Origin of the sequence: Sinorhizobium sp. RAC02 (genome assembly GCF_001713395.1) — a bacterium.
Classification (GTDB): Bacteria; Pseudomonadota; Alphaproteobacteria; order Rhizobiales; family Rhizobiaceae; genus Shinella.
Window position 1 is genome coordinate 1,942,157 of sequence record NZ_CP016450.1, and the last position, 26,260, is coordinate 1,968,416.

The 26,260-nt window shown below is 64.9% G+C and carries 29 protein-coding genes and 4 pseudogenes; 6 read left to right on the top strand and 27 right to left on the bottom strand.

Going from position 1 to position 26,260, the window contains the following annotated elements:
- Positions 1–3: 3 nt before the first annotated feature.
- From BSY16_RS09280 to BSY16_RS09325, 10 genes and pseudogenes are all read right to left on the bottom strand, one after another.
- Positions 4–444 carry an NlpC/P60 family protein gene (locus BSY16_RS09280; RefSeq protein ID WP_069059397.1) on the bottom strand — a complete coding sequence of 147 codons (441 nt, stop codon included), beginning with the start codon at positions 442–444 and terminating at the stop codon, positions 4–6.
- A complete protein-coding gene (locus tag BSY16_RS09285; RefSeq protein WP_069059398.1) occupies positions 437–1,327 on the bottom strand; it encodes a phage/gene transfer agent baseplate hub protein in 891 nt (296 codons plus the stop codon). The genes BSY16_RS09280 and BSY16_RS09285 overlap by 8 nt, the downstream gene beginning before the upstream one ends.
- Positions 1,324–1,962 (bottom strand): DUF2460 domain-containing protein, encoded by a 639-nt coding sequence (locus BSY16_RS09290; protein ID WP_069059399.1) that lies wholly within the window; start codon positions 1,960–1,962, stop codon positions 1,324–1,326. Before BSY16_RS09290 ends, BSY16_RS09285 begins: the two co-directional genes overlap by 4 nt.
- Before the next feature lie 9 nt (positions 1,963–1,971).
- The gene (locus BSY16_RS09295; protein WP_069059400.1) at positions 1,972–2,607 is read right to left on the bottom strand and encodes a phage tail tape measure protein; all 636 of its coding nucleotides are present in this window, start codon (positions 2,605–2,607) and stop codon (positions 1,972–1,974) included.
- Between the two features lie 3 nt (positions 2,608–2,610).
- The gene (locus tag BSY16_RS09300; RefSeq protein WP_069059401.1) at positions 2,611–2,829 is read right to left on the bottom strand and encodes a rcc01693 family protein; all 219 of its coding nucleotides are present in this window, start codon (positions 2,827–2,829) and stop codon (positions 2,611–2,613) included.
- On the bottom strand, positions 2,826–3,188 hold the full coding sequence (locus BSY16_RS09305) for a gene transfer agent family protein (protein WP_069059402.1): 363 nt from the start codon (positions 3,186–3,188) through the stop codon (positions 2,826–2,828). The genes BSY16_RS09300 and BSY16_RS09305 overlap by 4 nt, the downstream gene beginning before the upstream one ends.
- The gene (locus BSY16_RS09310) at positions 3,188–3,595 is read right to left on the bottom strand and encodes a phage major tail protein, TP901-1 family (RefSeq protein ID WP_069059403.1); all 408 of its coding nucleotides are present in this window, start codon (positions 3,593–3,595) and stop codon (positions 3,188–3,190) included. Before BSY16_RS09310 ends, BSY16_RS09305 begins: the two co-directional genes overlap by 1 nt.
- A 27-nt stretch (positions 3,596–3,622) precedes the next feature.
- Positions 3,623–4,030, bottom strand: a complete 408-nt coding sequence (locus tag BSY16_RS09315; RefSeq protein ID WP_069059404.1) for a DUF3168 domain-containing protein — start codon at positions 4,028–4,030, stop codon at positions 3,623–3,625.
- On the bottom strand, positions 4,027–4,359 hold the full coding sequence (locus BSY16_RS09320; RefSeq protein WP_069059405.1) for a phage head closure protein: 333 nt from the start codon (positions 4,357–4,359) through the stop codon (positions 4,027–4,029). Before BSY16_RS09320 ends, BSY16_RS09315 begins: the two co-directional genes overlap by 4 nt.
- A pseudogene (locus tag BSY16_RS09325) lies at positions 4,359–4,840 on the bottom strand (head-tail connector protein). Before BSY16_RS09325 ends, BSY16_RS09320 begins: the two are co-directional and overlap by 1 nt.
- Positions 4,841–4,952: 112 nt before the next feature.
- Between BSY16_RS09325 and BSY16_RS33240 the strand changes: the two are divergent.
- Positions 4,953–5,072: pseudogene (locus BSY16_RS33240) on the top strand (endonuclease domain-containing protein); the annotation flags it as partial.
- A 20-nt stretch (positions 5,073–5,092) separates the two neighbouring features.
- Here BSY16_RS33240 and BSY16_RS09330 read toward each other — a convergent pair.
- From BSY16_RS09330 to BSY16_RS09365, 9 genes and pseudogenes are all read right to left on the bottom strand, one after another.
- Positions 5,093–6,343, bottom strand: a complete 1,251-nt coding sequence (locus tag BSY16_RS09330) for a phage major capsid protein (protein WP_069059406.1) — start codon at positions 6,341–6,343, stop codon at positions 5,093–5,095.
- Between the two features lie 17 nt (positions 6,344–6,360).
- Complete coding sequence (locus tag BSY16_RS09335) at positions 6,361–6,918, bottom strand: HK97 family phage prohead protease (protein WP_150129912.1); 558 nt, start codon at positions 6,916–6,918, stop codon at positions 6,361–6,363.
- Between the two features lie 39 nt (positions 6,919–6,957).
- A pseudogene (locus tag BSY16_RS33075) lies at positions 6,958–7,026 on the bottom strand (DUF6107 family protein); the annotation flags it as partial.
- A 273-nt stretch (positions 7,027–7,299) separates the two neighbouring features.
- Positions 7,300–8,463, bottom strand: a complete 1,164-nt coding sequence (locus BSY16_RS09340; RefSeq protein ID WP_069059407.1) for a phage portal protein — start codon at positions 8,461–8,463, stop codon at positions 7,300–7,302.
- Between the two features lie 101 nt (positions 8,464–8,564).
- Positions 8,565–8,942, bottom strand: coding sequence for a hypothetical protein (locus BSY16_RS09345; RefSeq protein ID WP_069059408.1), 378 nt, complete (start codon positions 8,940–8,942; stop codon positions 8,565–8,567).
- A 2-nt stretch (positions 8,943–8,944) separates the two neighbouring features.
- The gene (locus BSY16_RS09350; RefSeq protein ID WP_069059409.1) at positions 8,945–9,568 is read right to left on the bottom strand and encodes a glycoside hydrolase family 19 protein; all 624 of its coding nucleotides are present in this window, start codon (positions 9,566–9,568) and stop codon (positions 8,945–8,947) included.
- Between the two features lie 208 nt (positions 9,569–9,776).
- The gene (locus BSY16_RS09355) at positions 9,777–11,003 is read right to left on the bottom strand and encodes a DNA-packaging protein (protein ID WP_069059410.1); all 1,227 of its coding nucleotides are present in this window, start codon (positions 11,001–11,003) and stop codon (positions 9,777–9,779) included.
- Positions 11,004–11,343: 340 nt separating this feature from the next.
- Positions 11,344–11,892 (bottom strand): hypothetical protein, encoded by a 549-nt coding sequence (locus BSY16_RS09360; RefSeq protein ID WP_069059411.1) that lies wholly within the window; start codon positions 11,890–11,892, stop codon positions 11,344–11,346.
- A gap of 173 nt (positions 11,893–12,065) precedes the next feature.
- Positions 12,066–13,238 carry a DUF2272 domain-containing protein gene (locus BSY16_RS09365; RefSeq protein ID WP_069059412.1) on the bottom strand — a complete coding sequence of 391 codons (1,173 nt, stop codon included), beginning with the start codon at positions 13,236–13,238 and terminating at the stop codon, positions 12,066–12,068.
- Between the two features lie 156 nt (positions 13,239–13,394).
- Here BSY16_RS09365 and BSY16_RS09370 point away from each other — a divergent pair.
- Positions 13,395–13,727: pseudogene (locus BSY16_RS09370) on the top strand (MmcQ/YjbR family DNA-binding protein).
- Between the two features lie 6 nt (positions 13,728–13,733).
- Here BSY16_RS09370 and BSY16_RS09375 read toward each other — a convergent pair.
- Entirely contained in the window at positions 13,734–14,216 is a 483-nt protein-coding gene (locus tag BSY16_RS09375) for a YcgN family cysteine cluster protein (RefSeq protein WP_150130039.1), read from the bottom strand.
- A 179-nt stretch (positions 14,217–14,395) separates the two neighbouring features.
- On the opposite strand from BSY16_RS09375, the gene BSY16_RS09380 reads away from it, so the two are divergent.
- From BSY16_RS09380 to BSY16_RS09390, 3 genes are read left to right on the top strand one after another with little or no spacing between them, the layout of a single operon-like run.
- The gene (locus BSY16_RS09380) at positions 14,396–16,567 is read left to right on the top strand and encodes a transglycosylase domain-containing protein (RefSeq protein ID WP_150129914.1); all 2,172 of its coding nucleotides are present in this window, start codon (positions 14,396–14,398) and stop codon (positions 16,565–16,567) included.
- A 30-nt stretch (positions 16,568–16,597) separates the two neighbouring features.
- Positions 16,598–17,191: a DUF1214 domain-containing protein gene (locus BSY16_RS09385; protein WP_069059415.1), complete on the top strand. Its 594-nt coding sequence runs from the start codon at positions 16,598–16,600 to the stop codon at positions 17,189–17,191.
- Complete coding sequence (locus BSY16_RS09390; RefSeq protein WP_069059416.1) at positions 17,184–17,738, top strand: DUF1254 domain-containing protein; 555 nt, start codon at positions 17,184–17,186, stop codon at positions 17,736–17,738. Before BSY16_RS09385 ends, BSY16_RS09390 begins: the two co-directional genes overlap by 8 nt.
- A gap of 114 nt (positions 17,739–17,852) precedes the next feature.
- On the opposite strand, the gene BSY16_RS09395 is transcribed toward BSY16_RS09390, so the two are convergent.
- A complete protein-coding gene (locus tag BSY16_RS09395) occupies positions 17,853–18,041 on the bottom strand; it encodes a hypothetical protein (RefSeq protein WP_069059417.1) in 189 nt (62 codons plus the stop codon).
- Between the two features lie 648 nt (positions 18,042–18,689).
- Here BSY16_RS09395 and BSY16_RS09400 point away from each other — a divergent pair.
- Positions 18,690–19,604 carry a hypothetical protein gene (locus tag BSY16_RS09400; protein ID WP_150129915.1) on the top strand — a complete coding sequence of 305 codons (915 nt, stop codon included), beginning with the start codon at positions 18,690–18,692 and terminating at the stop codon, positions 19,602–19,604.
- 12 nt (positions 19,605–19,616) lie between these two features.
- On the opposite strand, the gene BSY16_RS32710 is transcribed toward BSY16_RS09400, so the two are convergent.
- The 6 genes from BSY16_RS32710 to BSY16_RS09425 form a co-directional block, all read right to left on the bottom strand.
- On the bottom strand, positions 19,617–19,748 hold the full coding sequence (locus BSY16_RS32710) for a hypothetical protein (RefSeq protein ID WP_276508797.1): 132 nt from the start codon (positions 19,746–19,748) through the stop codon (positions 19,617–19,619).
- 91 nt (positions 19,749–19,839) lie between these two features.
- Positions 19,840–21,489: a calcium-binding protein gene (locus BSY16_RS32355; protein WP_069059419.1), complete on the bottom strand. Its 1,650-nt coding sequence runs from the start codon at positions 21,487–21,489 to the stop codon at positions 19,840–19,842.
- A 100-nt stretch (positions 21,490–21,589) separates the two neighbouring features.
- The gene (locus BSY16_RS09410; RefSeq protein WP_069061460.1) at positions 21,590–21,961 is read right to left on the bottom strand and encodes a DUF1491 family protein; all 372 of its coding nucleotides are present in this window, start codon (positions 21,959–21,961) and stop codon (positions 21,590–21,592) included.
- A 44-nt stretch (positions 21,962–22,005) separates the two neighbouring features.
- Positions 22,006–23,448 carry a methyl-accepting chemotaxis protein gene (locus BSY16_RS09415; RefSeq protein ID WP_069059420.1) on the bottom strand — a complete coding sequence of 481 codons (1,443 nt, stop codon included), beginning with the start codon at positions 23,446–23,448 and terminating at the stop codon, positions 22,006–22,008.
- Positions 23,449–23,566: 118 nt separating this feature from the next.
- Entirely contained in the window at positions 23,567–24,295 is a 729-nt protein-coding gene (locus BSY16_RS09420; RefSeq protein ID WP_069059421.1) for a peptidoglycan-binding domain-containing protein, read from the bottom strand.
- Positions 24,267–25,796 carry a sensor histidine kinase gene (locus BSY16_RS09425; RefSeq protein WP_069059422.1) on the bottom strand — a complete coding sequence of 510 codons (1,530 nt, stop codon included), beginning with the start codon at positions 25,794–25,796 and terminating at the stop codon, positions 24,267–24,269. The genes BSY16_RS09420 and BSY16_RS09425 overlap by 29 nt, the downstream gene beginning before the upstream one ends.
- Positions 25,797–26,260 lie beyond the last annotated feature (464 nt).

Here is a 26,260-nt window from a genome sequence, read left to right on the forward strand (position 1 = left end):
GGATCAGAAAGGCTCCGGAAAACGGAAGACGCCGGCGATGCGCCGGCGCCAGGAGGGCACGAGCGGCGATTCGATGACCGCCGCCTGCTCATAGGCATGGATGAAACGTTCCTCGGACGCGGCGATGCCGGCATGTTTCGCCGCCACCCCCGCCCGCCAGCGGAAGATGAGAAGATCGCCCGGCCGCAGCTGGGACAGCGGCAGCATCGCCCCGCAATGGCGCGCCGCGGCATCGAGCAACCGCTCCTCGCCTGCCCGCTCCGCCCAGTCCATCGCATAGGGCGCGGGCACTTCGGGCTCGACGCCGTAAAGCTCCCGCCACACGCCGCGGATCAGCCCCAGACAATCGCAGCCGACGCCCTTCAGCGCCCCCTGATGGCGATAGGGCGTGCCCACGAACCCGCGCGCAACGGCGACGACGCGATCGGCAAAGACCTCACTCATAGAGCGGCCTCCCGTCATGCGCGGTCTCGCCATCGGCATAGCCATAGGTGAAGTCGCTGCCCGGCATATGCGGAAAGCCGCGGAAACTCAGCCCGTTGGCGAATTTCGTCCGGCAGGTCGAAAAGCGCTTGTCGCACCCCGCCGTCACCAGCACCGCATCACCGACGACGACACCGGCCGGCACCGGCAGCCAGAAGGTCAGCTCGTCCGCCCCGCCCGCCTTGCGCTGGTCCTCGATATCCGCGGTCAGCCCGTTCGCCGCGCCGCTCATGAAGAGCAGCACGCCATGGCGAAAAAACCGCTCAGTGAAACTCGAAAGCCCGCTGACGCGGATGTGCATGTCGTCCAGCACCGCGCTCACCGTCGCCGTCCCACGAAAATCAGGCGAGGCGATGTTCACGCCGCACCGGGTGTCGCCCAGCACCGCATCACAGCGATGGCCGTAAATCCGCCCGCGCACCTGGTCCAGCGCATGGGTCAGCCGCCGCAGTTCCGCGCGGAAAAACCCGCCTTCACGCCGTACCTCGCCAAGCTCCGCCGTGCGCAACAGCAGCCGCTGCGACGGATCCTGCCAGTTGACGGTATAGACCTCGACCTTCGCCCCGTCGTAGCGCCCGGCCGAAAGATCCTCCATGCGGATCGCCTCGGCGGAAAAACCGCCGGACACATCGCCGCCCTCGGCGGAAAGCCCGCCGGTATCCTCAACCTCGCTTCCCTCGAAGCCGCTCGCCGCCAGATAATCCACCCCGTCGAAGGAGAGCGTGTGGTCGTGGTCGGCAAAGCCCATTACTGCGCCATCCCGCCGCGTCACTTTCCAGGCGTGGCAGAGCGTCGTCACCCCGCCGTCGAGATGGGCCTGCAAACCGGCCGGTATGGTCCTCATGGCTTGATCTCCACCAGCGGAATGGACGGGATGCGCCCGGCATCGAACTGCGCCAGGTCGATATCGATCCGATCCGTGTCGAAGCGCACCGGCACGTCGAACTCGAACCCGGCGCGGATGGTGCCCGAGGTGGGTATCTTGCCGGGCTTGAAGGTCACGGTTCCAAGCACGGGATCCACGGTGAAATCCACTGGCGGCACCGCGCCCCCGGCGACGGAAATGACCACCGTCTCCGCCACCGGCTTTTCGATCACCCGCACGGTTTCACCACCGGCATCCGCATAGCGTTTCACCAGCTGGAACGTCGCCGTCACGCCGTTTCCCGTGCCGATGACCTGGTCGCCGGCACCAACGGCAGCACCCGGCGCACAGGACTTGTGATCCACCGGATCGCGAAAGCGGAATCCGTAAAACTGCCCCGCCCGCGTCTCGAAAAAGGCGAGCACGGCATACAGGTCCTCGACCGAGCGTAAGCCGGAGCCGGCATCATAGCGGCGCCGCGCATCCTGCCAGCGCCGGTTGCGGTTTTCCCGCCCGTTGGAAAGGCTGACGATATCCGTTCGGCGCACCGGCCCGCCGCTCGTGCCGAGCGCCACGCGCAGCGGAAACCGCACCTCGTGAAATCCTGCCGTCATGTCCGGTCCTCACAAGCTGCGCTGCCCGCGCCCGACGGCACGGGTCAGCATGGCGGCGATCTGGCCTTCCGACTTGCGGAAGCTTGCCGCGTCCTGCGCCGTCACGTTGAAGACGATGCGCGGCCCGCTGCCGACATCCGCCGCCGCCACGCCGAGCGCGCCGTCCGGTCCACGCTGCAACGGCAGGATCGCCTCCGCCCCCGCCTCGCCCATCAGCCCGACGCCACCGCCGCTGCCGAAATAGGTCGGCGCGGCGACGACGCCGCCCTTGGCGAAGGGCGTCACGCCGCCCCTGGCAAACAGCGAAAGACCACCCGTGGCAGCAGACAAACCGCCACCCGCAGAGACGCCCGCCGCACCACCGGAGAACATGGACGTGGCGCCGCCGAGCAACCCGGAAATGCCGGAGGTCAAAAGCCCCTGAAGCGGCTTCAATCCCACCGAAAGCGCAATATCGCTCATGCGCAGCGCAAGACCGCGCAGCACGCCGTCCAGCCCCTTGCCGTCGACGACCGCGCCCTTGAGCGCGCTCGTCAGCGCAGCACCAAAGGAGCGCGAGCGCAGGTCCAGGTCGTTGAGGATCGTCGAAAGCTGTTCGGCATCCTGCAGCGTGCCGGAGAGAGGTTCGTCACCCGCATTCGCCATGGTTCACTCCTTGTCATCGGAAAAAGTGTCATCGGGAAAGGCGCGCATCAGCACGTCGAAGGTTTTGCGCGCCGGCACCGCCGGAGACGGCCGGATCAGCCCCAGCGAGAAGCCGAGTTCGCGCGGCGTCAGCGCCCAGAAATCCTTTGCAGGAAGCCGCATGCGGCAGAGGCCGGCATGAAGCGCCGCTTCCCAAGGGAAGGCCGGCGCTTCGCCGCTCACACCGGATGCGGCGGCGGAGGGTTTTGCGTGTCCGCCTCGCCGCCCGCACCGAAGGTTGCCTCAAGCAGTGCGGCTGCGATCCGCGCAAACCCCGCCAACCCATCGGCCACCGCCATGCCTGCAACCTCCTCGTCGGTCAGCAGGTTGCCACCGCCGCGCAGCCCAGCACCGATGATGCGGATCAGGTCGTCTGCCTTCAACCGGCCGACGGAAAATCGCTCGGCGAGCCCCGCCAGGCTGTCGACGGCAAAGGCCGTCTCCAGTTCGGCAAGCGCGCCGAGCGTCAGGCACAGCACCCGCCGCTCGCCGTCGAGCACGCCTTCGATCTCGCCGCGGTGCCGGTTCGCCCGCGCACCCATCACAGGACCTCGAAGGCGAGCGACCCGGCCGATTCCAGCGCGATCTCGAACACGACCTCGCCGTCATGGGCGCCGGAATATTCGAGCGCCGCGATCTGGAACGGCCCGGAGACCGTGCCGAAATTCGGAATGACGAGTTGCCAGTCGACGATCGTGCCGGCGAAGAACAGCGAACGCACCAGCGTATCGGAGGCCTGGTCCTTGAAAATCCCGGTGCCGCTCACCGCCGCGCGCTGCACGCCGGCGCCGCCGAGCAACTCCCGCCAGCGCCCCGCCGAATCCCCGTCCGTCACGTCGACGAGCTGGGCATTGAACGACAGCCGCTTCGACCGCAGCCCCGCAACCGTCGTAAAGCTCGCTCCGTTGTCGACCTTGAGCAGCAGGTCACGCCCCTTCTGTGCCACCATGGCGAAATCCTTTCCATGAGATTGAGGTTAGCTGTCCGGCTCCGTCACCGCCCGGAACCGCATTTCCGCCCGGTGGAAGCGGGATTTCTCGTCGCGCCGAAGCTGGGTGTCGCTATGAAAGAGCAGCACGAGGTGGTGGCCGGGAAGCGTGAGCGCCGCATCGTGCAACGCCGCCCGCACCGCCGCGGCGATCGCCTGCACCTGCCTGTGCCCCGCCGCCTCGGACCAGGCCTCCAGCGTCACGGTGTGCTCCTCGCCCGGCTCGCTCGCCGTCGAATGGTCCTGGCTGTCGATACCCGCGATCACCACCAGCGGCGCGGCTGGCTCGGTGAGCCGACGGTCCGTGACGCCGCTGGCGCCGACAAGCGCCGTCAACGCAGCATCCCCCGAAAGCCGGGCAAAGATCGCCTTCTGCAGGGCGGAAGCCGCGCTCATGATTTGATCTCCTCACAGTCGCAGAGCGCGTAACGCCCCGCCTCGTCCGGATCGCGAAAAGCACGGATCACAAAAAGGCGCGTGCCCTTGCGCAGCCGCATGCCGCCGGCCAGATCATCCCGCCAGCGCAGCCAGATGCGGTGCGTCACCGTCACCGGCAAGGCGCCCGCCGCCTCGTCCGCTTTTGCGACCACGGGCTCGATGCGCGCCCACGGCGTCGCCAGCGCGGAAAAACTCCGCGTCACGCCGCCCTGCCCGTCCGGCGTTTCTGCCGGCCGCTCCAGCACGAGCCGCGCCGAAAGCCTGCCGGGATCGATGATCCGCGCCATCAGAGCCTCCGCATGCAATGGGGTGCGATCAGCCGGTCGTAGCCCTGCGGTACCGCGCCCGGCTGATCGTCAAGGGCAAGTACACCCCGCAGTTCGAACATCGCCGCGACATGCAGCAGCAGCGCCCGTTTCAACGTATCCGGCACATCCGCGCCGGCCGCGCCGCGCCGTCCAGCAGGTATCCGGCCACATCCGCTTCGACGGGATCGCCGAGCGCATCGTAAACCGTCACCGTTTCAATGGTTTGCACCGGCCCCCTGGCAATCTGAATCACCTTGTTCTCGGGCCAGTCGTCGAGATAGAGCCGCAGCGGCCGCACGATCAGGCAAAGCCCCGTCTGCCCTTCCAGGTGTTCACGCGCCGCGCGGATCAGCGCCGCCAGCAGCGCATCCTCGTCACTCGTCTCAAGGCGCAAATGGGCCTTCACCTCGGCAAGCGTGATCGGCTCCGCCAGCGGCGGCAACAGTTCGGCGATGGTCATGATCATCCTGTCCGATGGAGAAAGGGGTGCGGGCGCGACCGGGAGGAAAACCGCGCCCGCGGCACCAGCGACAGGGAACAACCGCCGGTGCGAGGGGAAACTCAATGGAAGAGGTGCCCCCTCATCCGACCCTTCGGGCCACCTTCTCCCCGGCGGGGAGAAGGGAAACGAGAGGCCGCCGATCTTCCCCTTCTCCCCTCGGGGAGAAGGTGCCGGCAGGCGGATGAGGGGGAATTTTCGTCGCAGGAAGCCTCAGCTCGCCGCGAACTTCACCAGCTTGATCGCCTCGAAGTTCTGCACACCGCCGCCGATGCGCTTGGTCGTGTAGAACAGCACGTAGGGCTTGGCGGAATACGGGTCGCGCAGCACGCGCACGCCCGTGCGGTCGACGACGAGATAGCCGGAGCGGAAGTCGCCGAAGGCGATCGAAAAACTGTCCGCTGCCACGTCCGGCATGTCCTCGGCTTCCGCGATGGCAAAGCCGAGCAGCGAGGCCGACTGGCCGACTGAAGCCGGCGGGCGCCACAGGTAGTTGCCGTCCGCATCCTTGAACTTGCGGATCGCGCCCTGCGTCTTGCGGTTCATCACGAAGGTGCCGTTCTGCCGGTGCCCGGCCTTCAGCGCATAGATCGTGTCGAACAGCGTGTCGGACGGATTGCTCGCCTTGAAGGCGCCGGCGGCACCCGTCGCGATATAGCCGATATTGCCCCAGCTCCAGCTCGCCTCGGCAACGTTGGTGTAGCTGAGGAAGCCCTTCGGCTTGTTGGTGCCGTCGCCGGAAACGAAGGCCGTGCCCTCCTGCTCGCCGAAGACGATGTCGATCTCCGAGGCGATCCAGCTTTCGACATCCACCGCCGCATCGTCGAGCAATGCCGGGGTGGCCGCCGGCATGGCATAGAGTTCCATGGTCGGGAAAGAAAGTTCGGCAAGCTGCGCATTGCCGGTCTGCGGACGCGCCGCGGTTTCCGCCACCCAGCCCGCCGCCATGCCGGTCGTCGCGAACGGCTTCTTCAGCACCGTGCCGGACACCTGGCGCACAGTCGCAAGCGCACGGATCGGCGAGGCGGCGGACAGCCGGCGGCCGATGTCGCTATCCGTTTCCGGCGGCACGAGGTAACCGCCGTCAGCCGCCGAGCCGACCGACATGGCCTTGCTCTCCAGCGCGCGGAGTGCTGCGTCGTCGCCGCGGCGCATATAGGCGGAGAAGGCCGCCTTGTGCTCGGCCACCTCGAGATTGCCCTCACCGCTGCCGCCGAGCGCCGGGCGCGCCCTCTTCAGCGCCAGCTGGTCGAGCACGCGCTTCTGCTCGTCCATCGCGCGGTTGATGCGGTCCACCTTGTCGCGCGTCACCACGTCGGCGGTCATCTTCTGCTCGATTTCGCCGAGCCGGCGGTCGTTCGTCTCCTTGAAGACCTCGAAGGCCTCCATGAAGTCGTCGAAGGCAGCGGTCATGGTTTCCGGCACGGCCTTGATTTCCGGCGCGGTCTTCTGGATTTCCGTCATGTCTTCCTCTTCGGTTGCTAGCGTTTCATCATCCGGGCCGCCCGGCGCATGGTGCGCACGAGCTCCGTTTCCCGGTCGCGGAACCACCGCGCATTCTTCACGTTCGACACCCGTGCCGAGGGCAGCATGGGAAAGGTGACGACCGAGATTTCCCAGAGATCCGCCTCCAGGATGCGGCGCACCCCGCTCGCCCGGTCGGTCTTCGAGCGCACCGTCTGGAAGCCGATGGAAAGCCCGTCGAGCGCGCCGGACTTCATGAGGTTCAGCACCTCGCGGGCTCGCGCCACGCCGGGCGAAAGCACGCCCTCGACATAGAGGCCGCGCGCATCCTCGCGGATCGCCCGCCAGCGCCCGATCGGCTCGGCCGGATCGTGCTGGAAGAGCATGCGCACTCCGGCGGCCCCGCGCCTTTCCAGCGAGCGGACAAAGGCGCCGGGCGCGATCGCGTCCTTGCCGAAATCCACCTCGCCGAACAGGCTGGCATAGCCGGAAAACACCCCGTCACTGGCGACGCCGGCAAGCGTCAGATCGGCATATTTCTTCGTCCGCCAGACCGGCAGGTCGTCGGTTGTCATGGAAGTCTCCGATGTGAATTGAGAAACTGGCGGTCGCGGCTACTGCCGCATCCGGTCCGCCACCCGCGCCAGAACGCCGAGCCCCCACCAGGCCGAAAGGCTCGCCGCTGCCGCCTGTCTTTTGAATCGCTTGCGCCCTTCCGTTCAAAGACAGAGTCAGCCTCTTCACAAACCGATTCCGAAGATCGGCGCGATGATTCAGCGACACCTCACAGAGCGCTGTTCTTTCAGTCTTTTTTAACCGGTCCAGCCTGAAGCCGAGATCGTCCCTGACTATTTCGCACCTGTGACTTGACGCATCGCCAGTGGTAAAAATAGGTGGTGCAACCGTCATGATGACGGCCAGCAGTCCGCTGCCGTCTAGGCTCGGGCTGCGTCCTGTCAGTACCCGACGGCCCGCCGCTTCTCCTCATCGTTGAGAAACGCCGCCGCCCCCACCCGAGCCCAAAGTTCGGACCGCTCCGCCTGAAGCCCGCTCACCTGATCGAGATCCGGCACCAGACGCAGCGCCGTTTGCCCCTCCTCGGAAAGCCAGGTCGCAAAGGACGCCGCCGTGCGGGTCACCAGCGGCAGCACGGTCAGCCGCCAGAAGGCCCGGTTGGCCTCCTGGTAATTGGCATAGGTCGCATCACCCGGAATGCCGATCAGCATGGGCGGCACGCCGAAGGCGAGCGCGATGTCGCGCGCCGCCCCATTCTTCGCCTCGACGAAATCCATTTCGCGGGGCGACAGCCCCATCGCCTTCCAGTCCAGCCCGCCTTCGAGCAGCATCGGCCGCCCTGCCCGCACCGCGCCGGAATAGCCCTCCTCCAGCTCCGCCTTCAGGCGATCGTACTGGTCGGGCGTCAGGTTGCCGCCTTCCTTCGGCTGGTAGACCAGCGCGCCGGAAGGCCGCGCCGAGTTGTCGAGCAGCGCCTTGTTCCAGATCGCCGCCGCATTGGAGAGGTCGAGCGCCATCGAGGCGGCTTCGAGCGGCGCAAAACCCAGCCGGTCGTCGAGCGGATGAAACAGCCGCAGATGCAGCACCGCCTGCCCTTCGCCCCCGACCCCGTCGCCGACGACATGCCGGCGCACATGGTTGCCCGCGCGATATTCATAGGCCTCCGGCCAGCCATCCCGCCCCTCGACGATGCGCACCCGGTCGGGCCGCAGCAGATGCAGCTCCCGCAGGTCTTCCCCCACCCGCACGCCTTCGACGAAGGCATTGCCGGACAGCAGGAGGTGGCCATACAGCGTCTCGAAAAAATCCATGCCCGCCATGCGCCCGTTCGGCCGGGCGAGCAGCGCCAGCCGGAAATCCTCCGGCCGCTCGGTGTCGCCCTCATAGGCAAGCCAGGGCACCGAGCCGGCGGCCTCCGCGATCATGCGCACCGCACGGTGCGCCACCGGGTTCTTCATGAACCCTTCGCGGGCAAGCGACGCATAGGCGCGGCTCGACCAGTGCGCCCGGCCCTCGGCCGCCAGCGTGAGCACACCCGATGCCTTGGTTTCGGGCACGGCAGAAACCCCGGCGCGCCGCCAGGGCAGGAAAGATGAAAATCGCATGGGTGCATCCTGTTTCAGCCCACCGTCGCGTCAGGCGCCGGTGGGCGGGGAAAAATCAGGCCGTGCCTGTTTGCAAAACGCCGAAAACAGGCCTTCGCCCGTCATCCGCCCTCGGCCTCGCAGGTCCCGGCCATCGAGCCGAGCCCATCCGCGTGGAAGACGCCGCCGTGAAGGACGCCGGACACGGGCTGATTGCCAGCGTCCTTGAACTGCAGCTTGAAGATCCGGTATGGCGCGTCGTCCCATTGTCCCTTGGCTTCGCTCATCACGAGCGATCCCTCGACACAGCCCGAGCCCCGGCAGAAGGTTCCCTGCTTGGCCACGAAATCCAGTCGCAGGTCCGCCGGCATGGTGTTTTGCTCACAGTCGTGCGTGCAATCATAGATGACCTGCGCGCGGCAATTCACGATCGCCGGTCCATCGGCAGCGGAGGCCGCGCCTGCTGCCAGCCCGGCGAGAACAAGAAGAAACCTACGCATCGTCAACCCCCCGTCGTGTAGCTGATGGCGCCATAATAGTTCTTGGCATAGCTGGCGACGAGATCCGCCCTTTCGAGCCCGTTTATCATGCGCCGTGCATTCCTCCATTCTTCCTTCGTGGGGGAAAAAAAGTCGCCGAGCTTTTTCCCGGTGAAGCTGCCCTTGATCATGCCCTTGAACAGGATCGTGACGGCGGTCTTGAGATCCATCGCCAGCGTCGGATTGCCAACAAGATCGAGGCCGGTTTCCGTCGACATCTTCTCGTAGTTCGATTTGTGGGTCAGTTGCACCAACCCGCGCCCAAGCCAGCTTCTGCCCCTGCTGTCCTTGTGCCAGTAGGGTGTGGAAACCCATGGCAGCCTGCCCGCGTTGAAGGCCCTGTCCAGAATGGCGATGGCCTTGTCATCGGTGCCGGCGAAGGTTTCGCGTACGGCCTGCATGGTACGACCGGTTTCGTGATGCGCGGTGCCCAGCATATAGGCGAGCCAGCGATCATCCGCGTCCGGCATTTCGCCTTCCCACTTGTCGAGGATCGCCGTCAGCCCATCGACCTGGGACTGCCTCAGGCTTCCGTCGAAGAGAACGGCCCGCGCCTGATTGAAGAAAAACGTCCTGTTGATTCCCATTTCACCCTCCCCTGGCCTGTTTGAGGCCACGACACAGCCATCGGCGACGCCTGATGGGGCACCGGTCGGAAACTTCCTGAACTGCCTGCGGATGCCTGGAACGGCTGAAGCGACTACCGCACTTCAGCACTCGCGCACTCAACCACGGAATGCGCGAAAATGCACCCAGAAAATGCAATCCGGGACCAAATCCAACCCTCAGCGGCCCTCAAATCCCCCGCACCCGCGGTTCGCCCTGCCGGTCGAGCACGAGTGCCGTCAGCGCCCAGACGAGCGCGTCGAGCCGGTCCGGCGAGCGGCCGGCGGAGAGCCCGTCCGGACCGAAGTCGCACATCTGGTCTTCCAGTTCAGGAAAGGCGCTCGCATGCCCCACCCGCCCCTGCTCGTAGAGCGCGGCAACCGGCTCGGCGCGCAAAAATTTGCCGCGCGTTGCCCGCACCGTCGAAACCGGCAGGTTGGCATCGACGCTTTTCAGCATCGCCGTCACCATGTCGCCGCCCTGGTTCACCTCGGCGACCACGCGGTCGGCATCGAACCGCCTGAACGCGCGCACCACCGCGCCCGCCCAGCCCGCCGGGCTGGCGCCCGTCACCGAGCAATCGGCCAGAACCACACCGCGCCCCGTCCCGTCCATGCCAGACACGACGATGCCGCAGACCGAAGCCGCGGATGCCGTCGCCGGCGGATCGACCGCCACGACGATGCGTGACAGCGGCCCCGGGTTTTTCAGCCGGATCGCCTCCAGCCGCGCACGGCTCCACAGTGCGTCCTCGCGGTCGGCGATAAGCTCGCCGTCCAGCTCCTGCCGACCAAGACGCGTGCCGCCGTAGCGGTCGGCCATGGCGGTCAGGAAGCCCGGCGACAGGTTTTTCGCATTGTCCTGCGTGCTGATGCGCCGTACTTGCGTCCGCGGATCGTCCGCCAGCGCCCGCAGCAGTGGCACGGGCCGCGGCGTCGTCGTCACCAGCACGCGCGGATCATCGCCCAGGCGCAGGCCGAACTGCAGCATGTCCCAGGTCTCCTGCGCATGTTTCCATTTGCCAACCTCGTCGCACCAGGCGAGATGGAACTGTGGTCCGCGCAGGCTTTCCGGATCTTCCGATGAAAAGATCTGCCCGATCGATCCGTTCGGCCAGACGAGCCTTCGGCGCGACGCCTCGAATTCCGGCCGCGATCGACCCGCAATCCGGCAGATGCCGGAAACGCCGTCGATCATGACCTCACGCCCGTCGCCCAGCGTTTCCGCCACGAGCGCGATGCGGATATCCGGCCGCGCCAAAGCCATCGCATGCACCCATTCCGCCCCCGCCCGCGTCTTGCCGGAGCCGCGCCCACCCATCAGCAGCCACACCCGCCAGTCGCCAGGCGGCGGCATCTGCGCCAGCCGGCTTTGAAATTTCCAACGGTTGAGGCCGGCCCGACGGGTCGGCAACACCCTCGCCGCCGTCTCCGGCCGGTCGCCTGCCGATTGGTTCCCAGCATCTACCGCCACGCATGGCCGCAACCCCTCCCCATCGATTGATGTTAGAGGTATTTCGACCGTTTCCACGTCCCCCTTCTCCCCGTCTACGGAAAGAAGGTCCCGGCAGGGGGATGAGGGGCAAGTGCCATCGGCAGGACCAACATTCCGGCTGCCGAGCCCGGCTTCAAGCGCATCGGCTTTCTTTCGCAAGTCCTGCCAGTCCCGCTTTTCGTCGATCATTGTGAAGCCCGCAGCCGCTGTTGCAGCAATCTTCTTGATCTTCCGGTCAAGCGCCTTACCCAACCGCCGTTTGTTACGGCCCACTTTCCGCGCGCGCGGCAACATCGCCACCAGACCCGCTTTCCCGCATCCAGTCTTCCTTGGCGGCATGCACCCGTTCCTTCACCCGCGCCTCGATCAACCGTTCGAACTCCTCCGCCAGCGCCGCCTCGTCGTCCGGCTCGCCGCGCGCCGCTTCCGCCTCCACGCGTTCGTTGATCAGCGTGCGCTGCAGGCTGTCGATCTTTTCCAGCGTGCGCACGATCAGCGAAACCGCCTCGATCGCCGCCTTGGCGTCGGTCTGCGCAAGCTTGCGCGCCGCATCGTCCTCGGCCACGTCGGCATCCCGCTCGGCCAGTACCTTCTGGCTCTGGAAGCGCTGGAACCGCTCGCGCAGCTCCTTCGTCATTTCGAGCAGCATCGCCTGCATGTCGAGGAACGGATCGAGCGGCGCCTGCGCCTTGGTATCCAGCACCAGCGCCGGCCCACCCGCAAACCCATCCCGCCGCCCCGCCAGCCCGTCATAAACCGCCGGCTCCGGCGTGACGCCGAAAAGCCCGATATCGATCGTCACCGCATCCATGGCAAAATCCGCAATGAAAAGGCGCCCGGTCCGAGGAGCCGCGCGCCTGTCAATAAATTCCTATCAATCGATCACCACTGAGCCAATCGCCCGCAGCTTTCCGACTATGCCATAACCCTATCAAACCACCGTGACGCCGTCAAGGATTATTTTCCTATTTTTATTCGAACGCGCTATGGCCTGATGACCCCGACAATTTTGGGGTCGCCGACGGCAATCGTCGACACTTGAACGGCATCGAGGACGTCACCTCCGATAAAGGAAGCAACCCCGTTCTCGATTGCGAACACAATGCCGGACTGCCCAACCCAAAGTCCGCTCATATCGATAGCTGACGACCCCGCGGTCGTGCTCAGCGCGCTTCCCATATTTCTGCGCCAGATGACGACGATGTCGCCGACCCGCACCGGATTTTGCGGTCCGACGGCAAACCCGGCACCGACTTTCAGCGCGCTTGTCCAAAGCGCCTTGTGCGAAGAACTCGGAACGATTTGCTTCGCGTTTCCGGACTTGCTGATGAGCCAGGACGTAAACACCGCCGACCATGGCAAACCAGTCCCAGTAGCCAGTAGGGACACAGCTTGCATATACTCCTGAATTGGCGCGCCGTTACAGGTTTCGTGTACACCCCTGTTGTATTCCCCGATGCCGGCCGCGAGCATAATACCTACGGGCGTGCCTTCGAGCGAAGCGGGAACCGGTGTTTTTATGGAGCGGCTTTCCAGCTCCGCGGAGCTCGGGCACGCTACCCCGGATGTCGCTTCGCCCGCAGGCGTCGGGAACGCCACAGGAAGGTCAGCGTCATCACAACCATAGGCCTTGTTCAGCCGTTCACGAAGAAGCAGCGCATATTTTTCGGGATTTCCCTTACCGACACCGAGTACATAATCAGGAATTTCGAGCAACCCGAAGCTTGCCGCCAGACAAATCCTTGCCTTCCGCTCCCTCATCGCCAGTTCAGGCAGGTTTTTTCCGTCTGCTCCGCCGGCAATCGTGTCAGGATCGATAATCAGCAGATGCTGAAAAATAGCGGCCTGCCGCTCCATTTGCTTGATCTGCAATCCAACATCCTGCTCGTTTTGCTCCTTCAGCAAATCAAAGCCGCCGGTGACAACCGCAGTCACGACACCACCCAGCAGAGTGAAGAAGGCGGCCCAGGGGAACAGGTGTAACCATGGAGCTCGCCGCACCGTGTCACCCTTCAGCCGTTCGACCACGGTCTCAGGGGCTTCCTTCAGTTGGGCAAAGAGCTGGATCCATTGCTCTCCGGTAACGGAGCTATCCGACAGTATCTTCTGGAAGATGCGCTCTTTTAAGTCGTCACTATCCTGTGCGTTCTGCCCCATTTGTGTGCCCCCTGAACAAGGCCCGTGCCCCAACGACCTACAGCCGATGCTACAATTTGCGCCACATAAATCAATCTGGAATTGATAAAGCGAGTTCGGATATGCCGGCGACACTCGGCAGTTTCCGCAAGGCATGGCTCGTGATACTATCGCCCCATGAAATCAAACGATCTCATCGCGATTGCGCTCGGCATGCCGGAAGCACAGGAGAGTGCGCATTTCGGCAAGCGCGACTTCCGGGTGGGCGAGAAGATTTTCATGTCGCTGCCGCAGCCGGGCCGCGCAGTGCTGAAACTGACGCCGGGCTAGCAGGCAATGTTCGTCGAAACCGATCCGGGGCTATGCGCACCGGTGCCGGGCGGATGGGGCCTCAAGGGCTGGACGTCGGTCTATTTCGACAGCGCGGACGGCGAGCGCGTTCGCGACCTGATCGGCACCGCCTGGCGCAACGTGGCGCCGAAAACACTTGTCGCCGCCAGCCTGCACTGACGCCGCCTATTTTTCCTCACCCACCTCCATGGGCCAGGTCACGAGATAGTCCTCGTAGTCGTCGGTATCGATGCCCTCTTCGCTGATCGTGCGCCCACGGGCCGAAATGCCGGCCTGGTGCACGGTGTCCGGGTCGCCGGAAACCAGCGGGTGCCACCAGTAGAGGTCGTGGCCGTCGCGCACAAGGCGGTAGCCGCAGGTCGGCGGCAGCCAGCTGATCGTATCGACGCTCTCCACCGTCAGCCGGATACAGTCGGGCACGGTCGCCTGGCGGTTTTCGTAGTCCGAGCAGCGACAGCTTTCGCCGTCGAGCAGCACGCAGCGGATCGACGTCCAGGCGATTTCGCCGGTGTCCCAGTCTTCCAGCTTGTTGAGACAACAGAGCCCGCAGCCATCGCACAGGCTTTCCCACTCCGTGTCGTTCATTTCGGCAAGCGACTTCGTCTTCCAGAAAGGCAGATCGCCGGGCTTTTCCGCATTGTTGCTCATCATGTCCGACCCCTGAACCCCTCGGGGCCAAAGGTCAAGGGCTGTGGCCGCTAACCGTTTCCCGCAAATTCCGTTCTGTCGCCTTCAAAAGACTGATATCGTCCCTGAATAAACCGGTGGTGAGAGGACGTTAACCGAATACGGGCAGGTTGTGACCGCCCGCCAAGAGGTCCGCGATCGTGGAAGACGACAGCCAGAAACCGACAAAACCCCGCCGCCGCAAGCGGCACTTTCTTCTGCGCATCGATTCCTGGATCGACTCCACGGTCTGGAACGCCGGTTTTCGCCTGGCCGAAATCTGGGAAGAGATCACCATCTTCTCCCGCCGCTTCCACGTCAAAGGCTGGAAAAAGGCTGTCTTCGAGGTCGCCGGCGAAGGCATGAACCTCGGCACTGCCGGCTTCGTGCTGCTGCTTGCCCTGGCGCTCCCCGCCTTCGAGGAAACCACGGGCAACTGGCGCGCGCAGAGCGATTTCGCCGTCACCTTCCTCGATCGCTACGGCAACGAGATCGGCCACCGCGGCATCATCCACGAGGATTCCGCGCCGATCGATGAACTGCCGGACCATCTCATCAAAGCGGTACTCGCGACGGAAGACCGCCGCTTCTTCAGCCATTTCGGCATCGATTTCCTCGGCCTCGCCCGCGCCATGAACGAGAATGCCCGCGCCGGCGGCGTCGTGCAGGGCGGTTCCACCCTCACCCAGCAGCTCGCGAAAAACCTGTTCCTGTCGAACGAGCGCACCATCGAGCGCAAGGTGAAGGAAGCCTTCCTCGCTCTCTGGCTGGAGGCGAACCTTTCCAAGAAGGAAATCCTGCGGCTCTATCTCGACCGCGCCTATATGGGCGGCGGCACCTTTGGTGCGGCGGCGGCGGCGCAGTTCTATTTCGGCAAGAACGTCACCGATGTGAACCTCGCCGAATCCGCCATGCTCGCCGGCCTGTTCAAGGCGCCTGCGCGCTACGCGCCCCACGTCAACCTGCCCGCCGCCCGCGCACGCGCCAACGAGGTTTTGACCAACCTCGTGCAGGGAGGGCTGATGACCGAGGGCCAGGTGATCGCCGCCCGGCGCAACCCCGCCACCATCATCGACCGCAACGAGAAGACGGCGCCGGACTTCTTCCTCGACTGGGCCTTCGAGGAGGTGCAGCGCATCGCAAAACCCTTCGCCCAGCATTCGCTCATCGTGCGCACGACGATCGACATGGGCCTGCAGGCCGCCGCCGAGGAAGCCGTAGAAAGCGGCCTGCGCCAGTATGGCGAGAGCTACCGCGTCAAGCAGGGCGCGCTGGCGATGCTGGAAAATGGCGGCGCCGTGCGCGCCATGGTCGGCGGGCGTGATTATGGCGAGAGCCAGTTCAACCGCGCGACAAGGGCGCTGCGCCAGCCGGGCTCGTCCTTCAAGGCCTATACCTATGCCGCCGCCATGGAATCCGGCATGACGCCCGAGACGACCATCGTCGATGCGCCGATCAGCTGGAACGGCTGGTCGCCGCAGAATTACGGCCGCAGCTTTGCCGGCCGCGTGACGCTGATGACGGCGATGGCGAAGTCCATCAACACCGTGCCGGTCCGCCTCGCCAAGGACAAGCTCGGCACCAAGCGCATCGCGGAAATCGCCAAGGAAATGGGCGTCGAAACACCGCTGCGCACCGACAAGACCATGCCGCTCGGCACCTCGGAAGTCACCGTGCTCGACCAGGCGACGGCCTATGCCGTCTTCCCTGCGGGCGGTCTGCAGTCGCGCCGCCACGGCATCAGCCAGATGCTCAATTACGACGGCGACATCCTCTACGATTTCGGCCGCGACGAACCGCCGGCCAAGCGCATCCTGTCCGAACAGGCGGATTCGTCGATGAACCGCATCTTCGTCACCATTCCGGTGAGCGGCACGGCGCGGCGCGGCGCGCTCGATCGCGGCATCGTCTCGGGCGGCAAGACGGGCACCACCCAGGCCTATCGCGACGCCTGGTATGTCGGCTTCACCGGCAACTACACGACCGCCGTCTGGTTCGGCAATGACGACTATACCTCGACGAACAACATGACCGGCGGCTCGCTGCCCGCCATGACGTTCAAGCGCCTGATGGACTATGCCCATCAGGGCATCGAGCTGAAACCCATTCCCGGCATCGAAAACCCGCTGCCGGACGGCACGAAGGCGACCGAGGTGGCTGCGACGACCGGCGACGAGAACCCGTTGCCGGCGCTTGTCCGCCCCCGCTCGCTCTCGGCCGATGTCACCAAGCTCTTGAAAGACATCACCCGCCAGTTCAATGAGGCGAAGCCCCTGAAGGCGGACGGCCGCGTGGCCGCGCTTGACGGGGCTCGACCGAACCGGACAGAGTAACCAGAAGCTGATTCCAACGGTCGATTGCCCTTGTTCCGTACACCCCTCGTCATCGCTACAGCGCTCGCCGTCGCCTTCGGCCTCGGCATCCTGAGTTCGATCTATGCGCTGAGGGCGACGGTCGGCTTCGGCGCCATTGCGCTCGGGCCGTGGACCGCCTTCCCGGCCGCCCAGACGATCGACGCCGACCCCTATGCGAAGGCGCACCGCGCACGCGACGGCAAGCTGCTGCTCGGCGCCGCCGAGGGTCTCACCTTCACCGCAGCAAAGGACAGCGAGAACCGCTCGCTTGTCGAAAATTGCCGGTATGAAATCCAGGGCATCACGCCGCCTGCCCGCCTCTGGACGCTGCATGCGGCCGACCGCAACGGCAACCCGCTGCCGGGCACGCTGCCCGGCCTGCCGACCGGCATCAACGCCTGGTCGGTATTGCGCAGCGCCGACAGCAGTTTTTCGATCCGCATCGCCGCGTCGGCCACGCCCGGCAACTGGCTCGCCGTGCCGGAGGGCAAGGCACCGTTCCTGCTGGTCATGACCCTGCTCGACACGCCGACGGCCGGCAGTTCCGGCGTCATCGACCTCACCATGCCCGGCATCACCCGGCTGGACTGCGCCGATGCGTAGTCTGCTCTATGCCATCGCCGTCGGCCTCGTCGGCGCCGCACTCCTGCACATCGTCATCATCCTCTCCCTGCCGAGCTTTACCGGCCGCGACGCCTATACGCGCGTGCAGAGCTTCGGCGAGGCGAACCGCTTCTTCCCGCTGGGAAACACCGGTGATACGCTGGCGCCGATCAACGACGATCCGGCCATGAAGACCGCCGTCTGCACCTTCTCGGTGGAAAACGGCCCGATCCGCCTTTTTGCGGCGGGCGAAGTGCCGTTCTGGTCGCTCGTCGTCTATGACGAAGCCTCCAACGAGGTCTTCAGCATGAACGACCGCACCTCCGTCAGTGGCGCGCTCGACACGCTGATCGCCACGCCGATCCAGCTCATCGGCATCCGCAAGGCCGTGCCGCAGGAGCTGGAACAGTCGATCCTGGTCGAAATGCGCGGCGAGGAAGGTTACGCCGTGCTGCGCACTTTCGTGCCCACGCGAAGCCGCGAGAACGCGGCAAATGCCTTCCTGGCGGATGCCAGTTGCGAGTCGTTTCCGGCAGAACAACAATAAGGAAGTAGCTCGCCTGGAGTTCGAAGAGCAGGTTTTCCCTGCGATCGTAGATGCGCCGCGACCATCAGCGCGCAAATCCAAACGCTGCGACCGCAGCGATCGGCGAAATCGTCATCAGGGCCGGCGGGCTGTATCCGGGGCGGTCGTCTTCGCGGCCTTGCTGCGCGCGGCAAGCATGGCCGGGGTCAGGCGCTCATAGCGCACGCCGGTGAACAGAAGCACCTGGGCCGGGGCCTCGCGGCGAATGGTGTCGCGTCTGGTGGTTCGCGCGAGCCATTCCTTTAATCGTACTACGTCTGCCATTCTCGCCTCCAAAAGAAGAATCGAGACGGATGAAGTACTCCTACAATCTCACCCTGCCCGTTTCCGGGCCGGTGCATCCGGTTCCGTCGTCACCCGGCTGCGACATGAGCTGATGTCATCCCAGTCGCATACAGGTGGAAAACGGCGATACGGGTCCAAAAGTTTCCCATTCACGAGAAATTGTCTGGGACCGTCCGGTATCCGGACCATCGCACCTTTCCCATCGAACCAGCGGCGCCCTTTGGCGGACCGCCGTTCCAACACCCGAATCATACCACGTCCATCGAATTAGACGAGCCGATCCATGTCCCTAAAACTAACGACTATCGGGTTAACATGCTGTTAACACTAGCCTGAAGATCGCATGCGCGCAGTTCCCTATGGCACAGGCGCTTACCGGATAGGCGTCCTGATGCGGCACGCCGACAGCGAAGGCACGGCCTGCAACTCATGCGGCAGCGCTTTGTAAACATTGCCGTTTCCGCGCGAGCAAGGTTAACGGCTCGCTAACGCTTTTCCTCTATTTTTCATGAACGACAATGGGGATCGGCAAGGGGCTGCCGTTCCGGGGATGACGGGTGTTTTGTGGCGGACAGGTTTCGCGAATTGGAGAGACCGCAGGCGGGGCGGCCGAAGGACATCGTGTTGATGGCCACGGTTTCCAGCTTCGAGAGCCTGCGTTTTCCGTCCCGGTCGGATCTTTATCAGTTCGGCGAACTGTTCGCGCCGCTCTATGACGCCTCCACCGAGGAAGCGCGCCGGCAGGCCGTCGCCGCCCTGTCGCGCTGCCCGCAGATCCCCGACGACACCGCCCTCTTCATCGCCCGACAGCCGATCGGCATCGCCGCCATATTCCTCATGGGCTCGAAGGCCATCCCCGATGCGACGCTGATGCGCATCCTGCGCGCGTCCGGTCCAGAGCATGCCCACGCCATCGGCCGGCGGGACGATCTTTCACCCGCCATCATCGAGGCGCTGGTCGGCACGCATCAGGACCATGCAAGCCGCCGCACCGGCGAAGACCGGGAACTGGCTCTCGCGGAAGCGGCAAGGCTGGAGCGGGAAGAACGGATGCGCGAGGAGCTGCGCGCCCTCGTTCGTGCCGCAACGCCTGCGGCCGAAGCGCCTGCCGGGCTCGAGCCGGCAACAGAAATGCATCAGGTGCTGTTCGTGCGTTTTGCGCGCGGTGGGGAAATCGGGATGTTGGCGGTGACGCTCGCCGATGCACTCGCCTCCAGCCAATGGCTTTCGGAGCGGATCCTGCTCGATGTTTCCGGGCGGCAGCTTGCCGAAACGCTGGTGGCGCTCGACCTGCCCGAAGCAGACAGCGCGTTCATTCTGGAAAAGATCTATCCGCATCTTGCCGCGGGCGGCGCGGAAGCGCTGCTGTCGACGCTAGACCCCGCCGAGGCGATCCTCAGGGTCGAAAGCTGGCAGAGGGCGGACAGCTACACGAACGGCAACGGCCTGCCGAAGGCGGCCAATGGCGACGACGCGCAGGCGAACGGGCAGGATCACCATGACAGGTCCTCCGTGACGAAACGGCAACGCGCCGTCGGTTGAAATCCAGTTCTGTTAGAAAATACGGCGCTTGGCCGGCAGGCGAACCGTCGCGCCTTCGTTGCGCTCGGCGGAGAGCGCGGCCAGCATGGTCACGACGAACATTCCCGAAATCAGCAGTGCAAGGGCAGGCAGCACGATAAACATGGGCGTTTCTCCAGGGCTTCACAGGCCGTTGCCTGTGCCTCCCTTTTCCCATGTCGGCCGCCTGCCGGCTGTTCCCGCAGGAACAGGATAGTCAGAACAGGAAGTCGCCCTTCGAAAGATCGGAGAGATCGACATGCTTCAGCGTCAGCACATCGTTGCCGGCGCGGATCAGCACGTCGTCGCCGCTCTGCACCGCATGGTTCTTCACGAGGTCGGCAAAGCTGGTGATGTCCGCAAGGCCGGAGAAATCGACGCGGTCCGTGCCCGGCGCAAAATCCGTCACGCTGTCCTTGCCCGAGCCCCTGGAGAAGATGAAGACATCGGCCCCGCTGCCGCCGATGAGCGTGTCGTTGCCCTTGCGGCCGACGAGGATATCGTTGCCGGCCCCACCGGCGAGCGTGTTGCCACCGCTGTTACCGATGATCACGTTGTCGAGGCCATTGCCGGTGCCGCTCATGCCGGCGGTGCCGAGCAGGATGAGTTTTTCGAGATTGGCGCCGAGCTTGTAGCTCACCGACGACTGCACCGTGTCGATCCCCTCGCCCGCCTTCTCGACGAGTTTCAGGGCCGCATCGGCGACGAGATAGGTGTCGTTGCCCTTGCCGCCCGCCACCGAGCCGATCACCTTGCCGCCGCGTGTGTCGAAGATGTCGTTGCCGGCACCGAGATCGACATTGCCGCGGATCGTGCCGTTGTTGGTAATGGCCTCGACACCGCTGCCACCCTTCAGCGCAAGGCTGTCGGCGGTCAGCGAGCCATTGTTGGAAAAGATGTTCTTGCCGCTGCCCAGCAGGGACACCGCAACACCCGATGTCGCCGTCACGGCGCTATTGTTGGTCAGCGTCGCATTCGCGCCGTCGATGAAGATGCCGGATGCACCCTTCAGGATGCCATTGTTGGTGATCCGTGCGCCCGCGCCACCGACGTCGATGCCGTCACCCATAGTCGAGGTGATCGTCTTGTGGTTGGCGAAATTGGCGTTCGCACCATCCAGCCGCACGGTATCCCGGGCGGCGGTGATCGTGCCGTTGTTCGACATGACGAGGTTAGCGCCCGTCACGACAATTCCTTCGTCGCCGCGCGAGACGACCTTGCCGTTGTTGGTAATGATGGCGTTCGCGCCGGTGACCGTGATTGCATCGAGCTTGGCATCGACCGTGCCGCTGTTGGTCACGGTGGCCTTCAGGCCGGCGCTGCGAATGCCGTCATCCGCCGTCGACTGGATGAGCCCGTAATTGGTGACGATCGTCTTCACGCCCGATGCGATCACCGCATCGCCGGCGCTCTTCACCGTGCCATGGTTGGTGACGAGCGCATTATCGCCGCTCGCCTTGACGCCCACGGCGCTGGACAACACGGATCCGCGGTTGGTGAAATTCAGGCCTTCGCCAGTAAAGACGCCAGCATAGGTGCCGCCGGACAGCGTGCCGTGATTGGTAAGGACCAGATCCGCCCCGCTCGCCGTCAGACCGACCAGCTTCGCGGAGACAACGCCGTTCGCCTTGATGGTAACGTCGCCGGCATTCGCCTTGATGGCGGTGGAGCCCAGAACCACGCCATTGCCGGCGGAAGACGTGACCTTGCCGTCGAACACCAGAGAGCGGCCGGTATAGGTGCCGGCGGCATCGACGGCCGTACCCTTGGTTGCGATCGAAACGCCGGGCGCAACAATCCACTGGCTGTTTGCCTGCCTGGCAAGGAGCGTCGACGTCATGTCGACCTGGATATAGTACTTGGTCATTCCTGTCGGGCGTCCATCATTGACGTGGCCACGTCTTAAAGTCCTATCGGCAAAGAATCCGTTTCAAATGCGGCCGGTGCCGACGAATTTCTCAAAGCGGTTAACGGCGAAAGAACCCGTCATCCTTCGGCTCGGCCGCGCCGAAATCGATCAGGTCACCGAGATCGTCCGTCTCGACCGTCACCACCCAGAGGTCGCTATCGAAGCGCCGCTCCCGGTCGATCGCCGCAGAAACCGCGGCCGCGTCCACCCCGCTCAGCCGCGTCTCGAACAGCCGCTGGCCGCTCTCCTCCGCGTCGAAGAAACTCTGCGGCGCCGGGGCATAGAGGGTCTCCGACCCGTCGCGAAAAACCTGCCGGACGAACACCGCCCCCGCCTCCTCCGCGCCCTTCTCCTCGACAGCCGCAAAATCGCCGCGGGCGAAGACACGGCGCATCAGGGCGGAGACGAAAATATCGGTGCGAAGACGCATGGTCGCGGCATACACCGCGCCGGGTGCCGGGGCAATCGCCAGATCTATACGCGGATCGCCAGCCGCAGACCGCCCCAGTGCCGGCCATTGACGGTGATGGGCGCGGAAATGTCCTTCATCAGCACGAACTGCCCACCGCCCATGTCGCGACGATAGGTCTGGAGGAGGAATGGCTGTGTGTTGCGGCCGGCGGCCAGCCCCACCCGATCGTTGAAGATGCGGCGGTTGCGGCAGTTCGCGGTGTTCCAGGCAGGATCGCCCGGCCGCTGCGGCTCGGCGAATTTGCGGTTGTGCGTCGGCAGGTAGCCATTTTCGTCCACCGCCACACAGAAGGCGATGCGCTGGTCGCGCGTGGCGGCCGGCTCCTGGATTGCCGGAAGAACGCGATCGGTAAAGTCGGTGAACCGCGTCATCATCTGCACCGGATCGCTGCCCGGGATGGGCCGGTATTGCCGGTCGAACAGCGCCTCCATGCCGATCTCGCCGCTCAGCACTGCACCGGCAAAACGTGCCGAAACCTCGTCAGCCAACGCCTGAACCAGGCGAATATAGGGACTGTCCGGCGTCGCGATCCCCGCGCTCGCCGTCGCCTGGATGATGCGCTCGGAGATGGTCACCACTTCGCCGACCTTGCCGGAGGCCTTCTGCAGCACCTCGTTGGAGCGGATGATCTCCGTCGAGGCTGCACCGATCGACCGGGCGAACTCGCTGCATTCCTTGTCGACGGCGCCTGTCGTGGCCGCGAGCGAGGACGCACTGTCGAGGATCTTCGACATGACCGCCTCCACGCCGGCAAACGAGCCCTGCACCTGCGACGCCGTCACCTTCACGCCCTCTGCCGATACGCGTGCGCCCTCGCCCGCCGCTTCCAGCCGGTCGATGCGCGCGCGCAGTTCCTGCAACGTCTTCTGGATCGAGGCCGTCGTGCTGGAGGTTTCCAGCGACAGTGTGCGCACCTCCGCGGCGACCACCGCAAACCCCTTGCCCGCCTCGCCTGCACGCGCCGCCTCGATGGCGGCATTGAGCGCCAGAAGGTTGGTCTGCCGCGCGATAGTGCCGATCGCATCGGCCAGCCGGCCGACATCCGCCAGCGCCCGGGAGAAGGCGGAAATCTCCGTGCCGATCTCGTTGGAGGCCGTCACCATATGGTCGATGGCCGCAATGGAACCGTCGAGCTGCACCGCCTGTTCGCCCAGCACCTTGCGGGCACTCGCGGCCAGCTGGTCGGTTTCTCCAAGCGTGCGGGCAATGTCGCCATTGGTGCTGGCAATCGCCGTCGCCGACTGGGTCAGTCGGGTGAAGAGGCCGGCATGTTCGCGCGATTGCGCGGCCGTATCCTGAATGGAACCCGCAATATCGACCAGATGCAGGCCAAGATCCGAAGCCTCGGCGGCCAGCCCGCCCACGACCCGGCGCAGCGCCCCGGCATCGGCCGGTGCGTCATCTTCAAAAGTATCCGCAGTCTCACGCAAGGCAGCGTTGGACATGGCTCGACAATCCTCCCGGCAATCGGAAGATTATCCGGCAGGCATGGTTAATGCTTCCTTTAAAAGCAACCGGTAGATGTGTGCGTTGCAGTCGTACGACTTTGGTCGCATGCGCGCATTACAGCGCGCCGATGTCTTTCAGCTTGGCGAGCACCTGCGTGTTCGGCTCGCCTGTCACCGGGAGACGGTAGTGCTTCTCGAAATGGCGGATCGCCAGGCGGGTCTTTTCACCGATCAGGCCGTCCACGGCGATATCCGTATAGGCGATGTTGCTGAGCCCCTTCTGGATCTTCATCACCAGGTCGCTCGGTGCCGGTTTTGCCACGGCGGAGGTGACCGCCGGATCGGCCTCGGCCTCCATGATCGCGGCAGCGACCGGGTCGGCCACGTCCTGTGTGGTCTCGCTTACCGGCGCCGGCCGTTTCTCGATGACCTTGGCCACCTCGTCGAAGGGCCGCTCGCCGGGCATCACGTCGGTGACTTCAGGCAGTTCCTCGCCCTCTTCCAGACGTTCGATGACGAAGGTCGTCTGGTCGTGCGGTTCGGGCTTGGTCGCCGTGAAGCCGAGCGAATTGTCGGCCGCACGCATCTTGAGGAACGGTGCAGGATGGCCGCCCGGTTGGTACCACAGCGCGTTGGCCGCCACGAAGGAGAACACGACGAGGAAAGCGCAGGTGCCGCCGACGGTGCCGGGATTGCGCGCGGCGAGGCCTCCGAGCGCGACAAGCCCGGTGATGACGACGTTTTGCCGACGCGGCGGCGGCGCGGCCGCGCGCTTGCCGGAACCGCCCTTGCGGGCCTGGCCTTGCGGCCGCCGCTCAGGCTGTTTTCTGACGTGCGCGTTCATGGGTCGTGTCCTTGCCATCGAGCGACGGCTCGTAAACGGTCTCACTGCCCGCTGCAAGGCGCGGCGGGAAATCAACGGTGGATGCGGTGGTCAGCCGGTGGTCGTCCTCGTGCATCACGCCGGACCCGTCCGCCGGCACGCGGATGGTAATGACGGTGCCCTCGCCCGGCCGGCTCTGGATAATGAAGCTGCCGCCATGCAGCGCCACAAGACCCTTGACCAGCGACAGGCCGAGGCCCGTGCCTTCGTACTTGCGGGTATATTCGTTCTGCACCTGCATGAAGGGCTGGCCGATCAGCGCAAGCTTGTCGGCCGGGATGCCGATACCGGTATCGCTGACGGTCAAAAGCAGGTCCTTGCCCTCGCGCGCCGCATCGATGGTGACGACGCCGCCGCGGTCGGTGAACTTGATCGCGTTGCCGACGAGGTTGATCAGGATCTGCTGGATCGCCCGCTGGTCGGCCACCGCTTCGCCGATGGCACGCGGCACGCGGCTCGTCAGCTTGATGCCCTTGTCGCGCGCCTGGAGGCCGAGCATCTGCTCGCAGGCCCGCACGCTGTCGGCGACGATGAAGGGCTCGGTCAAAAGTTCGTAGCGCCCGGCCTCGATCTTCGAGACGTCCAGCATGGTGTTGACCACCGACAGCAGGTGCGAACCCGACTGGTGGATCAGGGCGACATATTCACGCTGGCGATCGTTTTCGAGCTTGCCGAAATACTCGCCGGTCAGAATGTCGGAGAAACCGAGAATGGCGTTCAGCGGCGTGCGCAGCTCATGGCTGACAGCGGCGAGGAAGCGCGTCTTGGCGTCGTTGGCCGATTCGGCTTCCGCCGTCTTGCGCGCACCTTCGCTCTTCAGCCGCGCCTCTTCGGACATGTCGCGCGACTGGGCGACGACGGCGGCAAGCGTGCCATCGGCACCGTACAGCGCCGTCATTTCCACGCGCATATGCATGAACTGCTCGGCATCCGCCTCCAGGCGCGGGCGGTCGATGCGGATGTCCACCGTCTCGCGCACGCCACCCTGGCGCAGGCGATCGATCGCGGCAAGGAAGCCGAGGCGGTCGGAGATGTGGATCTGGTCGAGATAGCCGCGCGCCATCGGGTCGCGCATCCAGGCGAGCATGTCTGCACGGTCGCGGCCGTGCACGGCGGTCACGAAACCACGCGCATCGTGCAGCGTCACGAGGCCGGCAAACAGATCATAGGGAGAGGTCTGCACCGGCGCGCTGGCGGCCAGCTCTTCGGCAAAGGTCTTCGGCTTCAGCGGCTTGGGCTGGCGCACCGAGGTCGCGGCGGCGGCAAGCAGCGCACCGGCGCCGACGACCGCCACACCGGTGGGCAGTGCGGCCGAGGCAGGCATGATGGCGGACAGCGCAAGCGGCAGGCCGGGAATGGCGGCAAGAAGCGCCAGCGTCGTGGCGCGCAGTGACGCGGACGGGCGCTCATCCGTGGCGTCCACGCCCGCAACGCCCGCAACGGCGCCCAGGCGGGCTGCCATTCTGTCAGCGATGGTGGTCAATTGGCGCAACGCAAAACCCTGCCGTTTATGTTCTTTTGTGTGAGCCCAAAATCGCATCGGCGACTTAAGGAAAGAATAAACGACGAGGCCCGAAACCGGCCCAAAAAGCCTCAAAAGTCCCATTTCGGGGCAATCCACCGGCCATTCGTCCGGCGTGGTTAACGGGGTGTAAGCGCCTCATTTTGCGGCATTTTTCTGTTCATGTTAACCTCTGGGGCAACCCGCCCCAAATGCACCTCCCGGCGTTCCGGCGCCTTGGGTCCGGTGGCCGCGCCTTCATCCTTAACGGCAATCGCTAAAATCTGCCTCAAATGCCGGTAAAGTCGGAGATAGGTCGCATTTTACTTAAATCTGGGCAAAACCTGAGTGATTCTTGAAAAGGGGAATTTCCTTCCGGCTCCTATTCTCGCATCAACGGTTCGCCAAGGACCAACAAGCCGAAG

Coding starts and splice junctions, on each gene's coding strand:
- BSY16_RS09280 (WP_069059397.1), bottom strand. CDS start 444: ATGAGTGAGGTCTTTGCCGATCGCGTCGTCGCCGTTGCGCGCGGGTTC.
- BSY16_RS09285 (WP_069059398.1), bottom strand. CDS start 1,327: ATGAGGACCATACCGGCCGGTTTGCAGGCCCATCTCGACGGCGGGGTG.
- BSY16_RS09290 (WP_069059399.1), bottom strand. CDS start 1,962: ATGACGGCAGGATTTCACGAGGTGCGGTTTCCGCTGCGCGTGGCGCTC.
- BSY16_RS09295 (WP_069059400.1), bottom strand. CDS start 2,607: ATGGCGAATGCGGGTGACGAACCTCTCTCCGGCACGCTGCAGGATGCC.
- BSY16_RS09305 (WP_069059402.1), bottom strand. CDS start 3,188: ATGGGTGCGCGGGCGAACCGGCACCGCGGCGAGATCGAAGGCGTGCTC.
- BSY16_RS09310 (WP_069059403.1), bottom strand. CDS start 3,595: ATGGTGGCACAGAAGGGGCGTGACCTGCTGCTCAAGGTCGACAACGGA.
- BSY16_RS09315 (WP_069059404.1), bottom strand. CDS start 4,030: ATGAGCGCGGCTTCCGCCCTGCAGAAGGCGATCTTTGCCCGGCTTTCG.
- BSY16_RS09320 (WP_069059405.1), bottom strand. CDS start 4,359: ATGGCGCGGATCATCGATCCCGGCAGGCTTTCGGCGCGGCTCGTGCTG.
- BSY16_RS09330 (WP_069059406.1), bottom strand. CDS start 6,343: ATGACGGAAATCCAGAAGACCGCGCCGGAAATCAAGGCCGTGCCGGAA.
- BSY16_RS09335 (WP_150129912.1), bottom strand. CDS start 6,918: ATGACAACCGACGACCTGCCGGTCTGGCGGACGAAGAAATATGCCGAT.
- BSY16_RS09340 (WP_069059407.1), bottom strand. CDS start 8,463: ATGCGATTTTCATCTTTCCTGCCCTGGCGGCGCGCCGGGGTTTCTGCC.
- BSY16_RS09345 (WP_069059408.1), bottom strand. CDS start 8,942: ATGCGTAGGTTTCTTCTTGTTCTCGCCGGGCTGGCAGCAGGCGCGGCC.
- BSY16_RS09350 (WP_069059409.1), bottom strand. CDS start 9,568: ATGGGAATCAACAGGACGTTTTTCTTCAATCAGGCGCGGGCCGTTCTC.
- BSY16_RS09360 (WP_069059411.1), bottom strand. CDS start 11,892: ATGGATGCGGTGACGATCGATATCGGGCTTTTCGGCGTCACGCCGGAG.
- BSY16_RS09365 (WP_069059412.1), bottom strand. CDS start 13,238: ATGGGGCAGAACGCACAGGATAGTGACGACTTAAAAGAGCGCATCTTC.
- BSY16_RS09375 (WP_150130039.1), bottom strand. CDS start 14,216: ATGAGCAACAATGCGGAAAAGCCCGGCGATCTGCCTTTCTGGAAGACG.
- BSY16_RS09390 (WP_069059416.1), top strand. CDS start 17,184: ATGCGTAGTCTGCTCTATGCCATCGCCGTCGGCCTCGTCGGCGCCGCA.
- BSY16_RS09395 (WP_069059417.1), bottom strand. CDS start 18,041: ATGGCAGACGTAGTACGATTAAAGGAATGGCTCGCGCGAACCACCAGA.
- BSY16_RS09400 (WP_150129915.1), top strand. CDS start 18,690: ATGGCCACGGTTTCCAGCTTCGAGAGCCTGCGTTTTCCGTCCCGGTCG.
- BSY16_RS32710 (WP_276508797.1), bottom strand. CDS start 19,748: ATGTTTATCGTGCTGCCTGCCCTTGCACTGCTGATTTCGGGAATGTTC.
- BSY16_RS32355 (WP_069059419.1), bottom strand. CDS start 21,489: ATGACCAAGTACTATATCCAGGTCGACATGACGTCGACGCTCCTTGCC.
- BSY16_RS09410 (WP_069061460.1), bottom strand. CDS start 21,961: ATGCGTCTTCGCACCGATATTTTCGTCTCCGCCCTGATGCGCCGTGTC.
- BSY16_RS09415 (WP_069059420.1), bottom strand. CDS start 23,448: ATGTCCAACGCTGCCTTGCGTGAGACTGCGGATACTTTTGAAGATGAC.
- BSY16_RS09420 (WP_069059421.1), bottom strand. CDS start 24,295: ATGAACGCGCACGTCAGAAAACAGCCTGAGCGGCGGCCGCAAGGCCAG.
- BSY16_RS09425 (WP_069059422.1), bottom strand. CDS start 25,796: ATGGCAGCCCGCCTGGGCGCCGTTGCGGGCGTTGCGGGCGTGGACGCC.